Below are 12,429 nucleotides of genomic sequence, written 5' to 3' on the forward strand. Positions count from 1 at the left end.
CGGCGGCGGACGCCGATCAGGACCAGCGGAGACGACCACATGCGGACCATCAGCTTCATCCTCGCCTTCGTCTTCGTGATGGGCGGCACGTCGCTGGCCGGGACCGCAGACACCGGTTTGCCCGGGATCGGCACCTTCTCCTATAACGGCTCGCCCGTTGTGACCGTCGCCCCGATGGTTCTTGCCGCCAACTGATGCCGACACCCAAAGAGAAATGCCGGTAAGGCTCCGCATGTCGCTCCGTATCGTCCTCCTCGCGATGCTTGCATCGTTCGCTTTGGCCGGCTCCGCGCAGGCTCAGTCAAAACTTCCCCTCGAATCGATGCAGATCCGCTCGCTGTTCAAGATGCCGGAGCCGCGCGACGAGTTCGTGCGTCAGTGCGCGCCGCATATGCTGGGCCGCTGGTCGCATCCGGAGGCCGTCTGCGGCTGCCTGCATGATCATGCGGCTGCGACGGTGGACGACCCCGACCTGCGCCAGGCGCTGCTGCGCGGCATCAGCGAGACCGGCGTGCCGACGATCGAGACCGCCTGGGTGCCGGAGGCGAAACAGTCCGAGATCGGCCCGACCTTCACCAAGATCGCCAAGCCGACGCTGCAATGCATGTTCGAGCCGCTGGCGGCGAACTGAACGGCAGCTCTTCAGAATGATGATATGGACGCCTCGCGAAAGCGGGGGCCTTTCTATTTCCTGGCGAGTCGCGGCACGCAGGAGCGGGTGCGCACCACGCCGTTCTGGCTCAGCTTGGAGCCGACGACCTGCTTGATTTGCCCGGCCGGGCACGAGCCGTCGTCGACCAGCACGCGCTGCCCGACGCGCAGATCGACGATGTCGCCCTCGCGCATCAGGGTCTGCTGCGCCGTCGCGGATGCGGTGACGGCAATCAGTACGCCGGTACCCGCCAGTGCGGCGAAGGCGATGCGCGGCATCCCGGTCTCCTCACTTGTTCTGGATCTTCAGCCCGTCGGGGCCGACATTGATCTGCAAGCCCTCGGGCTGCCTGTTGGCCTCATGGAGCTTGTAGCCGAGCAGGCCGACGATGAGGATCAATCCGCCGATCACGAGATACAGGACGTTGCGATTGGCGGGCATCCGGTATCTCCGTAGCTACACTGACTGAACGCGGCCGACCTTAGTCAGGTGGCCGCGATTCTCATAGGGCGCCGCGGTTTTGATGCCTTGCGCATCGCGCGCAGCGCGGTGAGCGTTGCCTTCGCCAATCGTTCCGCCGATGCGACGAGCTGCGGAACCGGATGGCCGGAGAAGCCGAGCACGAAACCCGGCAGCGGCCGCGCGCGGTGATAGGTTTCGGCGAGCAGCCAGCCGCCGACGCCGGCAGCGGCTTTCGCCTGCGCGGCCGCGAGCGGATCGATCGATGGATCGAGCCGCGCGACGAGGTGCAGGCCCTGCGAGGGTACGGGAACCGTGAGTTCGCCTTCGGATGCGGTCGCAAGCGTCGAGGCCAGCACGTCGCGCGCCTCGCGGTAGAGTTTTCGCGCCTTGCGCAAATTGGCCGCGAAGGCGCCGGAGTTCAGCATGTCGGCAACCGCCCCTTCCATCAGCGTCGCGGGAAAGCGGTCGAGTGCGGCGCGCGCCGCGGTGACGGGGCCGATCAATTGCTCGGGCAGGGCGCAGTAGCCGATGCGCAATCCGGGAAACAGCGTCTTGGCAAAGGTGCCCATGTAGATCACGCGGCGCAGCTGGTCGATGCCGGCGAGCGACAGCAGCGGCGCGCCGTCGTAGCGGAACTCGCTGTCGTAATCGTCCTCGAATACGAAGGCATCGGCATCACGGGCCCAGTCGAGCAGCTCGAGCCGGCGCGGCATCGACATCTGCACGCCGAGCGGAAACTGGTGCGACGGCGTGACATAGGCCGCGCGCGCCGCCGGTGCCGAGGCGCGTCCCTTATCGACGCGCATGCCCGCGCCGTCGACCGGCACCGACACCGGGCGATAGCCGCAATGCTCGATGGCACGCCGCGCCGCCGGATAGCCGGGATCTTCGCACCAGACCTGGTCGCCGGGTTTGAGGATCGCGCCGAGCACGATGCGCAGCGCGTGCAGCGTGCCCGACGCCAGCATGATCTGATCGGGGTCGCAGCGCAGCCCGCGTGCCGAGAGCAAATGGTCCGCGATCGCGGCGCGCAGTTCGCGGTTGCCGCGGGGATCGCCGTAGTGGAGGTGCTCGGGCCCGAAGGCGCGCAGCCTGCGTCCGGCAAACGCGCGAAAGCGCTGCAGCGCGCGCTGGTCGATATTGGTGCAGCCGAGCGACAGCGGAGAGTGCTGCGGCGGCTCGACCATGATCTTCGCGCGCCGCAGGCTAGCGGCCTGCGCCGGAATCCGCGCGGCGACGAAAGTGCCGGAGCCGACCGTCGCCTCGGCAAAACCGTCGGCGATCAGCCGCTCATAGGCCGTCGTAACCGCGTTGCGGCGGAAGCCGGTTTGCTTCGCGAGCGCGCGCGAGGGCGGCAACGGCTCGCCCGGCTTGACGATGCCGCCGATGATGGCGTGGCACAGCGCCTGATAGAGCCGGTGCTGCGAGGCGGCGCCCTGCGTCACATGCGGACTTGCGAGATCGAGCGGCAGCTCGGTCCTGCGCGCGGAGGCCTTCGGCGGATTGGTCGGAATAATTCGCATGGAATTGGCACTATCGCAGACCAAATGGCCGGCTACAACTGTCGACAGATTCCAGATTTCGCGAGGCACTGCCGTGACCGAAGGCGCATCCACCCCGTCCTATCCGACATCGTCCCGCAACCGGGTGAAGCGCCGCCACGACCGCGGCTTCTACGACCATGCCACGGTGCACGGGATCCTCGACGCCTCGATGCTGTGCCACGTCTCCTACGTGATCGACGGCCAGCCCTATTGCACGCCGACCTTCTTCTGGCGCGAGGGGACAAAGCTCTATTGGCACGGCTCCAGCGCGAGCCGGATGCTGGAGCACCAGTCGGAGGGCCAGCGCGTCTGCCTGACGGTGGCGCATCTCGACAGCCTAGTGCTGGCGCGCTGCGGCTTCAATCATTCGGCCGACTACCGCGCGGTGATGGCGTTCGGCACCGCTCGTCTCGTCACTGATCCGCAGGAGAAGGAGCGCGCGATCGTCGCGATGGTCGACCGCTTCTTCCCGGACCGCACCGCGACTTTAAGGGCGAGCAGCAAGCAGGAGATCAAGGCGACCTCGTTCATCGCGATGGAGATCGAGGAGGCCTCGGCGAAAATTCGCGCCAAGGGAGTCGCCGATGACGACGAGGATTACGAGTTGCCGATCTATGCCGAGCGCATCCCGGTGCGCACCGTGCTCGGCGCGCCGGAACCGTGCCCGCGGCTGCTCGACGGTGTCACCCGCCCGGCGACACTCGACGGCTATTCGGAGGGCCGGCTGCTCGACGATGCATTGCGGGATGCCTATTTTGCGCATTACCCGGCGGGCTGAAATCGGGTTACGCTGCAGCTCCCGCCCGTTTGATTTGCCGATGGAGCTGCCGCATGACTGCCGAGACGCAACGACGAATCCTTGATGCCATCGACGACGCGTTCGATGCGCAGCTTGCAACGACGGAGGCATTCGTCTCGATCCCCTCGACCCGCGGCGCCGAGGGGCCGTGCCAGGACATGATCGGCGACCTCTTGCGCCAACGCGGCTACGAGGTCGACGATTGGCATATCAATCTCGACGACCTGAAGGACCTGCGCGGCTTCGGCCCGATCGAGCATGATTTCTCCAAGGCTCGCACCGTGGTCGGCACCTATCGCCCGGCCACCAGTGCCGGCAAATCGCTGATCCTGCAGGGCCACTGCGACGTGGTGCCGACCGGCCCGCTCGACATGTGGGAGACGCCGCCGTTCTCGCCTGTGATCAAGGACGGCAAGATGTATGGCCGCGGCGCCTGCGACATGAAGTCGGGCACCATCGCCGCGCTCTATGCGCTGGATGCGATCAAGGCGGCCGGGCTGAAGCCGACGGCGCGGATTCATTTCCAATCGGTGATCGAGGAGGAGAGCACCGGCGTCGGCGCGCTCTCGACCCTGCAGCGCGGCTACCGCGCCGATGCCTGCTTCATCCCGGAGCCGACCAGCGGCAAGATGATCCGCTCGCAGGTCGGCGTGATCTGGTTCCGCCTGAAGGTGCGCGGCTTCCCGGTGCATGTGTTCGAGGCCGGCGCCGGCTCGAATGCGATCATGGCGGCGTACCATCTGGTGCACGCGCTGGAGAAGCTCGAGATCGCCTGGAACGAGCGGGCCAAGGCGGACCGCCATTTCAAGGACGTCAACCATCCGATCAATTTCAATCCGGGCATCATCAAGGGTGGCGACTGGGCCTCCAGCGTGCCGGCCTGGTGCGATGTCGACTGCCGGATCGCGGTGCTGCCGGGCTGGTCGATCGCCGAATGCCAGAAGGAGATTCTGGCCTGCGTCTCGGCGGCGGCGCGCGATCACCGTTTCCTCTCCAACAATCCGCCGCAGGTGGAATGGTCGGGCTTCCTGTCGGAAGGCTATGAGCTGGTGAACTCAGCGGCGCCGGAGGCCGCGTTCGCCAAGGCGCATCAGACGGTCTATGGCACCGCGGTGGAAGATCGCGCCTTCACTGCGCTGACCGACACCCGGTTCTACGGGCTGAACTACGACATCCCGAGCCTGTGCTTCGGCGCCACGGGTGCGGCGATGCACGGCTTCAACGAATATGTCGAGCTCGACTCGTTGCGGCAGTCGACCAAGGCCACCGCGCTGTTCATCGCGGAATGGTGCGGGGTGGAGAAGGCGTAGCCGATCCGGCATCGCGCGGCGCCCGGTCGCTCCGTTGGACGGACCACCTGTCTGACACGCGGGCCGCCGAATACTTTAAACTTAAAATAAGGGCTGGGCGGAGCGCCCCGTCGGTGGCAAAGTGCCGTCCGACGGCCGGTGAATCGTCGGGGAGCCATCATGCGCGATTGGGATGATGCCTACGCAAATACGGCCCATGTGCCCGGGGCGGACAAGCTGCCGGCGCTGTGGGCGGAGCGCGCGGCGGCCTATCGCGCCGGGCTCAAACGGTTCAGGCCTGATATCGCTTACGGAGCCGGGGCGCGGCAGCGTCTCGATTTGATTCTGCCGGACGGCGCCAGCAAGGGCCTCGTCGTCTTCGTGCATGGCGGCTACTGGATGCGCTTCGACAAATCGGCGTGGACCGATCTCGCAGAAGGTGCGCGAAGCCATGGCTGGACGGTGGCGCTGCCGAGCTACACGCTGGCGCCGGCCGCGCGCATCTCCGACATCACCGCCGAGATCGCGGCCGCGACGGCTGCGGCTGCCGCCGAGGTCTCCGGCCCGATCCGACTCGCCGGCCACTCCGCCGGCGGCCATCTCGTCACGCGCATGCTGTGTGGCGACAGCCCGCTCGAACCCGAGGTCTACGACAGGATCGTGGCGACGCTGTCGATCAGCGGCCTGCACGATCTGCGGCCGCTCTTGAAGACCGCGATGAACGATACACTCGGCATGACCATGGACGAGGCCACGCGCGAAAGCGCCGCCCTGCAGCTGCCGAAGGGAACCTCGCCGCTCACCGCCTGGGTCGGCGGGGGCGAGCGTCCCGAATTCATCCGCCAGGCCCAGCTGATGGCCAACGTCTGGACCGGCTTCGACGTGCCGACGCGCCTCGTCGTCGATGGCGGACATAACCATTTTACTGTCATCGACGGGCTGAAGGATCCATCCTCCGACATCACCAGATGCCTTGTCGGCCTCGTCTGAGGAGGCGGATCGACCGGGAGGACGTCATGAGCGGCAACGACTACGATCCCACGGCCGAGGGCGTCGAGACCGATTTCACCCGGAAGATGTCCTATGGCGACTATTTGCACCTCGATGCGCTGCTCGGTGCGCAGCACCCGATCTCGGACGCCCATGACGAGATGCTGTTCATCATCCAGCATCAGACCTCCGAACTGTGGATGCGGCTCGCCATCCACGAGCTCAGCGCAGCCCGTCGCGCCATCGCCCGCGAGGACGTGTCGCCGGCGATGAAGATGCTGGCGCGTGTCTCCCGCATCTTCGAGCAGTTGAACAGCGCCTGGGACGTGCTGCGCACCATGACACCCAGCGAGTACACCCATTTCCGCTCACGGCTCGGACAGTCCTCGGGCTTCCAGTCGTTTCAGTACCGGCTGATCGAATACCTCCTCGGCAATCGCAACGAAGCGATGCTGAAGCCGCACGCGCACGACGCCGAGGTGACGGCGCTGCTCGAAACCGAGCTTGACACGTCGAGCCTCTATGACGAGGTGCTGCGGCTTGCCGACCGCAAGGGCCTCACGATGCCAGCGGCCGTATTGATGCGCGACGTCCGCAAGACCCATCGCCTCGACGAGGGCGTGCTGCAAGCCTGGCGCCGCGTCTACGAGGCTCCCGAAGTCAACTGGATGCTGTATGAGCTCGCCGAGAAACTGGTCGACTTCGAGGATTACTTTCGCCGCTGGCGCTTCAACCACGTGACGACGGTGGAGCGCGTCATCGGATTCAAGCGTGGCACCGGCGGCACCGGCGGAGTCAGCTATCTCAAGCGGATGCTCGAGGTCGAGCTGTTTCCCGAACTGTGGCGCGTGCGCACCATCCTTTGAGCGTGGAGCCATGATCGAGCCGAAATCGCGACTGCGGGTCTATGACGACACCAGGGCGCTGTTCCATCTGCCCGCGGATGTCATCTATCTCGACGGCAATTCGCTCGGCGCGCTGCCGCTCGGCGTTGCCGAACGCGTCGCGCATGTCATCACGGCCGAGTGGGGCGATCAGCTCATTCGTGCCTGGAACACCGCAGGCTGGTACGTGCAGCCGCGCCGCGTCGGCGATCGCATCGCCCGGCTGATCGGCGCCGAGCCTGGTACGGTGATGATCGGCGACACGCTGTCGCTGAAAGTGTACCAGGCGCTTGCGGCCGCGCTCGAGATGAATCGGGAGCGCAAGGTCGTGCTCTCCGACACCGGCAACTTTCCGACCGACCTCTATATGGCGGAAGGGCTGATCGCGACGCTGGGGCGCGGCCACCAATTGCGGCTGGTGGCGCCGGAGGAGATCGAGGCGTCGCTGTCGGACGACATCGCGGTGCTCTATCTGACCGAGGTCGACTACCGCACCGGCCGCCGCCACGATATGCGAGCGCTGACGGCGAACGCGCGTGCGCTCGGTATCGTCACGGTCTGGGATCTCGCGCATTCGGCCGGCGCGCTGCCGGTCGATCTCGCCGGCGTCGGCGCCGATTTCGCCGCCGGCTGCACCTACAAATATCTCAACGCCGGCCCCGGCGCGCCGGCGTTTCTCTACGTCGCGCCACGTCATGCCGATCGGGCGCGCGCTGCGCTCTCGGGCTGGATGGGGCACGCAAGGCCGTTTGCCTTCGATCTCGGTTATCAGCCCGCCGGCGGCGTCGAGCGCATGCGGGTCGGCACGCCCCCGGTGCTGGCGATGGCCGCGCTGGAGGCATCGCTCGACATCTGGGATCGCGTCGATCTCGCCGAAGTCCGCGCGCGTTCGCTCGCGCTCGGCGACTTGCTGATAGCCGAGATCGCTCGACGCTGCCCGGTGCTCAAGCTGGTGACGCCGCGCGCGCACGCGCAGCGCGGCTCGCAGGTCTCGTTCGCTTTCGCAGGAGGCTACGCCGCCATGCAGGCGCTGATCGCCCGCGGTGTGATCGGCGATTTCCGGGCGCCTGATATCATGCGCTTCGGCATCACGCCGCTCTATGTCGGCGAAACCGAGGTCATGAAGGCCGTCGAGATTATCGAGCAGGTGATCAATGGCGAGGTGTGGCGGCGGCCGGAATATCAGGTCGTGAACGCGGTGACGTGAGCAGCCGACGTTCAATGGCCTTGCTGCGCTCGCCTTGAACCGTCACGGGCGCTGCGGCCACAACGCGTTCACGATCGCGTCGAGCCCGTCGGTCAGCGCGGCGGGGCCGGGCTGCAAAATGATCGGCGACTTGATCTCGACGATGCGATCGTTGCGCACGGCCGGAATCTCGCTCCAGCCATCGCGCTGCCTGATGCGGTCGGGCACGACCTTCTTGCCGCACCAGGATGCCAGGATGACATCAGGGGCGGCCGCGCGCACGAGGTCAGCCGCGACGATGCGATCCCTGGCCGCCTGCTGCGTACGCAGGTGCGGCAGCGCGTCCTCGCCGCCGGCGATCTCGATCAATTCGGAAACCCAGCCGATGCCGCTGATCAAGGGATCGTCCCATTCCTCGAAATAGACTTTTGGCCGCGGCGCCGGGCGCGGCGCGGCTGCGATCCCCGCGAGCCGCTGCGCGAAGCCTTGTGCGAGCCGCTCCGCGCGATCCGCCGCGCCGACCATCGCGCCGAGGGTCCGGATCATCGCAAGAATGCCGGCGACGTCGCGCTGGTTGAAGACGTGGACGGCGACGCCGGCGCGGACGAGATCGGCGACGATGTCTGCTTGCAGGTCGGAGAAGGCCAGCACCAGGTCAGGCTCGAGCGCGAGGATTTTCGGGATATCGGCGGAGATGAAGGCCGAGACCCGCGGCTTCTCGCGGCGGACCTGCGGAGGCCGCACCGCATAACCGGAGACGCCGACGATGCGGTCCTGCTCGCCCAGCAGGTAGAGCGTCTCGACCGTCTCCTCGGTCAGGCAGACGATCCGGCGGGGAGGGAAGTCGCGCATGGTGAAGCTATGCAGCCTCGGCGGTGCGTTGTCACGACGGCCATTACCTCTGACGTCATTGCCTGATTTACCCCGCGCGTCCATGCTTGGCGGCAGTCATAAGAACGCGATGCCCGGGAGAAACACGGATGACGCCGCTCGAAAAAATCCAGTCGATGAAGATGCCGTTTGCGGAACTGAAGGGGATCACCTTCACCGAGGCCGACAAGGATCGCGTCGTCGCAAAAATGGTGGTGCGGCCGGACCTCTGTACCCTGCATCACACCATCCATGGCGGCGCCGTCATGGCATTCGCCGATTCGGTCGGAGCCGCCGCCACCGTGATCAACCTGCCCGAGGACGCCAAGGGGACCACGACGCTGGAGAGCAAGACCAACTTCATCGGCGGCGCCAAGGAGGGCACCACCGTCATCGCCACCGCGACCCCGGTGCATCGGGGGCGGCGCACCCAGGTCTGGCAGACCCGGCTGGAGACCGAGGACGGCAAGCTGGTCGCGATCGTGACCCAGACGCAGATGGTACTATAGTGAGGGTAACCATGATGTGATTTAGCGATCACCTCATGAGGCATTCAAATGAATCTCGACACTTGAATTTTATGGTGCGACGCACAATATAGGGCTTGCTAGGGACTCGACGCCTCCTCGAGGGCTACCACGAGGAGTTATGAAATGAACAATGATTCTATTCGTTCGACGACCGCCAAGGGCACCGTGCGGACGCTGAGCCAGCAGGAGGAGCTTCCTCTGCTGCGCGATCACCTGTTGCGACTGGACCGAACCAGCCGCCACGATCGCTTTCATGGCTTCATCGACGACAATTTTATCCGCCGCTACGCCGAGCGTTGCGCCAATGACGGCACCGTCATCATCGCCTATTTCGAGGATGGCGTGGTGCGCGGGGCAGCCGAGCTGCATCCGCCGGAGCAGTCGCCGGACGCCCAGCCCGAGATCGCGTTCAGCGTGGAGCGGTCGGTACGGCGCAAAGGCGTCGGCAGCATCCTGTTCCGCAAGCTGATCGCCGAGGCGCATGCCAAGGGCTACACCAGCCTGCGCATCACCACCGGCGCGCAGAACGATGCGATGCGGGCGCTCGCCACCAAGTTCGGTGCGCAGCTGACTTTCCGCCACGGCGAGTCCACCGGCAGCATCGACCTGACCGAGCAGACCCGGAAGGAGCCGGCGCCAGCCGCAGCCGCAATCACGCCGGTCGAGGCCGCACGCGCGATCGTCGACATGAACCGCGCCTATTGGCGCATGGTGATGCAGATGTCGGGCTGGGGCCGCGCGGCCTGACATTCGGATTGAATGAGAGCCACAGCAAAAAGGGCAATCCGCTCAGCGGATTGCCCTTTTGTTTTGAACTAATGGCTGGCGAATTTCACGTACCGGTGCGCTTGCCGAGCACGACCTTGCGCACCACGCGGCGCTCGACCACGACGGAGCGCTGCGCGCCCTGTTCGCCGGCGATCACGCGGGTCGCGGTGCCGGTGCGGGCGCTGACGCGCGCGGTCTTCTTCACCTCGGCAAGCACGTCCTCGTAGGGCAGGCCCATCAGCGCCGAGGCGATCTCCGCCTGGGCCTCGACGTCATCGGTGATGCCGACGGCGGCGAAGATTGCTTCCTCCAGCGTCGGCGGATCATGCCGCACGCGCCGTGTGCCATACTTGGTGTTCCAATCGCCGCTCATCGCCGCCTCGTTCTTGAATCGCGGGAGATACCTAAGCGCCCCAATGTTGCATTGCAATATGAATGTGGCGTGGCAATCCAGCCATGCAGCTAGAGCCTCTCAATCTTGTGAGCGTCGTAAAGTTCGATGGCCGTCGTGCCGTCGGTCAGGGATTGCAGCGCGCGGACGAAGTCGCGTGACGCGGGGACGGCGAAATGCGCCGCCAGTGCGGCGCGGTCGGCCCATTGCTCGAAGAGCACCAGCCTGAGCGGGTTCTCGCAGTCGACATGGACGGCATGCGAGATGCAGCCGGGCTCGCCGCGGGAGCGATGGACATGCTCGAGGCTGAGGCGCCGCACCTCATCAACGCTGTCGGGGCGGGCGGTAACGCTTCCAGTGACCACGATCATGGTGTCCCCCTAAGCTGAGGCTTCCACTGCCAAAACGTCGGTCGGTTGCTGCGGCCAGCGCTTCAGCGCGGCGCGGCCCGCATCAGTCAGCACATAGACACCGCGCTCGGCACGGTCGAACCAGCCATAGACATTATGCAGCAGGATCTTGCCGGCGTCGGGAATGCCTTCGCGCAGGTCGCGCACCCGGCGCGGACCGTCCGACAGCGCCGAGGCGCAGGCCAGCGCCTGCTGCCGGTAGGCGGTCATGATCGGCGCGCGGGTCGAGCCGCCGAGCACCGGATCTCCCTTGCGCTTGCGATGCTCGGCGATCAGGCGCGAGCGCTTCTTCGGATTGCGCCTGACCGCTGTGGTCGGCGGCGCCACCAGCACCTCGACATCGCCGCGATCACTGACGCCGAGCATGCCGAAACCGAGCCGGCGGCACAGGTTGCGATAACGCGCATCGCTCTCACGGCCCTTGCCGCGGGCGGAGATCTTGGCCGCGATCCAGACCTCGTCGGCGGCGCCGGCACGGTCGAGCGCCTGCAGGATCAGTTCGAGATTGAAGGCGAGCTTGAGTTCTCCGATCACGACAACAGGCGGGTCGCCGTCACTCAGCGCCACCAGATCGCAGCCGCCGACCTCGCCCTTGACCGTGAAGCCGAGCTTTTCGAGGAAGCGTTTGACGGGCAGATAGAGCGTGGTTTCCAAGAGGCAGGCTCCGGCGGCGGCCGAGGCCGCGACTCATTGCAGCAGCATAGCCCGGATGACCCCGCCTAGGCGGAATTTGCCCGGGCCGCGGTCCACCGGCTATTGTCGGTCACCAACCAGGAGCACTCGCCGACCTATGGCGAGCGCCCGGTGTGGGAACGCAAAGTCGTCACCATCGGGTTCACCGGCACCTATACCGAAGATACCGCCGAAACCGAAGGCATCGCGCTCGCCGGCAAGCAGAGCATCCGCTTCAGGTCGAAGCTGCGGCTCTTGATCCCCGATTAGGCGCCAATGCGGAACGGGCTCTACAAGGTCGAGGTGACGAGCACGCGCGGTTTTGGCCGCGGCGTGACCGTTGTGCGCGACGGCAGGATCTTTGGCGGCAATGGCGGCTATGCCTTTGCCGGGCGCGTTGCAGGATCGGACGCGGAGCCTGTTCTCGAGATCAACAGCGTGCTGCGCAATGTCGGCGGCGACTACGCACCGCTCGACGGCGTGAAGCCGTTCGCGCTGAAGGGGCGGTGCGACAGCGCGGACCATCGCTTCGACGGGCACACGCCGCTGCTCGGCGGCGATGTCACTGCCGTGATGACCGCGCTGAGCGAGGAGGCGGCGCCGCCGGCGCGCCGGAACGGCCCTAACGGCATCGTCAACGGCCTCTATTCCCTGACCATCCGCATGCTCGACGGCATCAATGCCGCGAACACCGGCCTGATGCTGCTGCACGACGGCAGCATCCGCGGCGGCGACGCGTTCTTCACCTATCTCGGCGCCTATGAGAGCGCCGGCGGCCGCTGGAAAGGCGAACTGATCAACCACGAGCACACGCCGAGCCAGGGCGAACGCCCGGTGTTCGGCGGCAAGGAAGTCGGCATCGGCTTCTCCGGCAGCTACGACGGCGACGGCGCAGTCGGTGAAGCCACTGCGCTCGCCGGCAAGCGCAGCATCCGGTTCAAGGCGGTGCTCAGGAAACTGGTCGCGATCTAGTTAGTTAGCG

General features: G+C 66.2%; 18 protein-coding genes. 11 read left to right on the plus strand and 7 right to left on the minus strand.

Annotated features, from left to right (window positions below):
- The coding region (locus tag J6500_RS06160) for a hypothetical protein (protein ID WP_225711798.1) at positions 1-195 on the plus strand (195 nt) is incomplete at its 5' end.
- A 127-nt stretch (positions 196-322) separates the two neighbouring features.
- Positions 323-631, plus strand: coding sequence for a hypothetical protein (locus J6500_RS06165; RefSeq protein WP_225711799.1), 309 nt, complete (start codon positions 323-325; stop codon positions 629-631).
- Between the two features lie 53 nt (positions 632-684).
- Here J6500_RS06165 and J6500_RS06170 read toward each other — a convergent pair whose 3' ends face one another.
- Genes J6500_RS06170 through pdxR form a run of 3 tightly spaced genes read right to left on the minus strand, consistent with a single transcriptional unit; the run spans position 685 to position 2,637 of the window.
- Positions 685-930 carry a DUF6719 family protein gene (locus tag J6500_RS06170; protein WP_225711800.1) on the minus strand — a complete coding sequence of 82 codons (246 nt, stop codon included), beginning with the start codon at positions 928-930 and terminating at the stop codon, positions 685-687.
- Positions 931-940: 10 nt separating this feature from the next.
- A complete protein-coding gene (locus J6500_RS06175; RefSeq protein WP_225711801.1) occupies positions 941-1,093 on the minus strand; it encodes a hypothetical protein in 153 nt (50 codons plus the stop codon).
- Positions 1,094-1,137: 44 nt separating this feature from the next.
- Entirely contained in the window at positions 1,138-2,637 is a 1,500-nt protein-coding gene (gene pdxR / locus J6500_RS06180; RefSeq protein ID WP_225711802.1) for a MocR-like pyridoxine biosynthesis transcription factor PdxR, read from the minus strand.
- Between the two features lie 73 nt (positions 2,638-2,710).
- On the opposite strand from pdxR, the gene J6500_RS06185 reads away from it, so the two are divergent.
- The 5 genes from J6500_RS06185 (at position 2,711) to kynU (ending at position 7,827) form a co-directional block, all read left to right on the plus strand.
- A complete protein-coding gene (locus J6500_RS06185) occupies positions 2,711-3,436 on the plus strand; it encodes a pyridoxamine 5'-phosphate oxidase family protein (RefSeq protein ID WP_225711803.1) in 726 nt (241 codons plus the stop codon).
- A gap of 53 nt (positions 3,437-3,489) precedes the next feature.
- Complete coding sequence (locus J6500_RS06190; protein WP_225711804.1) at positions 3,490-4,767, plus strand: ArgE/DapE family deacylase; 1,278 nt, start codon at positions 3,490-3,492, stop codon at positions 4,765-4,767.
- A 159-nt stretch (positions 4,768-4,926) separates the two neighbouring features.
- Positions 4,927-5,736 carry a hormone-sensitive lipase gene (locus J6500_RS06195; protein ID WP_225711805.1) on the plus strand — a complete coding sequence of 270 codons (810 nt, stop codon included), beginning with the start codon at positions 4,927-4,929 and terminating at the stop codon, positions 5,734-5,736.
- A 26-nt stretch (positions 5,737-5,762) separates the two neighbouring features.
- Positions 5,763-6,602: a tryptophan 2,3-dioxygenase gene (gene kynA, locus J6500_RS06200; protein WP_225711806.1), complete on the plus strand. Its 840-nt coding sequence runs from the start codon at positions 5,763-5,765 to the stop codon at positions 6,600-6,602.
- 10 nt (positions 6,603-6,612) lie between these two features.
- Positions 6,613-7,827, plus strand: a complete 1,215-nt coding sequence (gene kynU / locus J6500_RS06205) for a kynureninase (RefSeq protein WP_225711807.1) — start codon at positions 6,613-6,615, stop codon at positions 7,825-7,827.
- A 42-nt stretch (positions 7,828-7,869) separates the two neighbouring features.
- Here the strand turns inward: kynU and J6500_RS06210 are convergent, their stop codons facing one another.
- Positions 7,870-8,658 (minus strand): cobalamin-binding protein, encoded by a 789-nt coding sequence (locus J6500_RS06210; RefSeq protein WP_225711808.1) that lies wholly within the window; start codon positions 8,656-8,658, stop codon positions 7,870-7,872.
- A gap of 128 nt (positions 8,659-8,786) precedes the next feature.
- Between J6500_RS06210 and J6500_RS06215 the strand changes: the two genes are divergently transcribed.
- The gene (locus J6500_RS06215; protein ID WP_225711809.1) at positions 8,787-9,185 is read left to right on the plus strand and encodes a PaaI family thioesterase; all 399 of its coding nucleotides are present in this window, start codon (positions 8,787-8,789) and stop codon (positions 9,183-9,185) included.
- Positions 9,186-9,329: 144 nt separating this feature from the next.
- Positions 9,330-9,953: a GNAT family N-acetyltransferase gene (locus J6500_RS06220; protein ID WP_225711810.1), complete on the plus strand. Its 624-nt coding sequence runs from the start codon at positions 9,330-9,332 to the stop codon at positions 9,951-9,953.
- Between the two features lie 85 nt (positions 9,954-10,038).
- On the opposite strand, the gene J6500_RS06225 is transcribed toward J6500_RS06220, so the two are convergent.
- From J6500_RS06225 to J6500_RS06235, 3 genes are all read right to left on the minus strand, one after another.
- Positions 10,039-10,347: a hypothetical protein gene (locus tag J6500_RS06225; RefSeq protein ID WP_211985123.1), complete on the minus strand. Its 309-nt coding sequence runs from the start codon at positions 10,345-10,347 to the stop codon at positions 10,039-10,041.
- A gap of 89 nt (positions 10,348-10,436) precedes the next feature.
- Positions 10,437-10,736 carry a putative quinol monooxygenase gene (locus J6500_RS06230; protein ID WP_225711811.1) on the minus strand — a complete coding sequence of 100 codons (300 nt, stop codon included), beginning with the start codon at positions 10,734-10,736 and terminating at the stop codon, positions 10,437-10,439.
- Between the two features lie 9 nt (positions 10,737-10,745).
- Positions 10,746-11,429: a DUF2161 domain-containing phosphodiesterase gene (locus J6500_RS06235; RefSeq protein ID WP_225711812.1), complete on the minus strand. Its 684-nt coding sequence runs from the start codon at positions 11,427-11,429 to the stop codon at positions 10,746-10,748.
- Between the two features lie 102 nt (positions 11,430-11,531).
- Here J6500_RS06235 and J6500_RS06240 point away from each other — a divergent pair, with 102 nt between their 5' ends.
- Positions 11,532-11,717 carry a hypothetical protein gene (locus J6500_RS06240; RefSeq protein WP_225711813.1) on the plus strand — a complete coding sequence of 62 codons (186 nt, stop codon included), beginning with the start codon at positions 11,532-11,534 and terminating at the stop codon, positions 11,715-11,717.
- A 6-nt stretch (positions 11,718-11,723) separates the two neighbouring features.
- Positions 11,724-12,419, plus strand: coding sequence for a GrlR family regulatory protein (locus tag J6500_RS06245; protein ID WP_225711814.1), 696 nt, complete (start codon positions 11,724-11,726; stop codon positions 12,417-12,419).
- The last annotated feature ends 10 nt before the right edge of the window (positions 12,420-12,429 follow it).

This window comes from Bradyrhizobium semiaridum (genome assembly GCF_020329505.1).
GTDB classification, from domain to species: domain Bacteria; phylum Pseudomonadota; class Alphaproteobacteria; order Rhizobiales; family Xanthobacteraceae; genus Bradyrhizobium; species Bradyrhizobium semiaridum.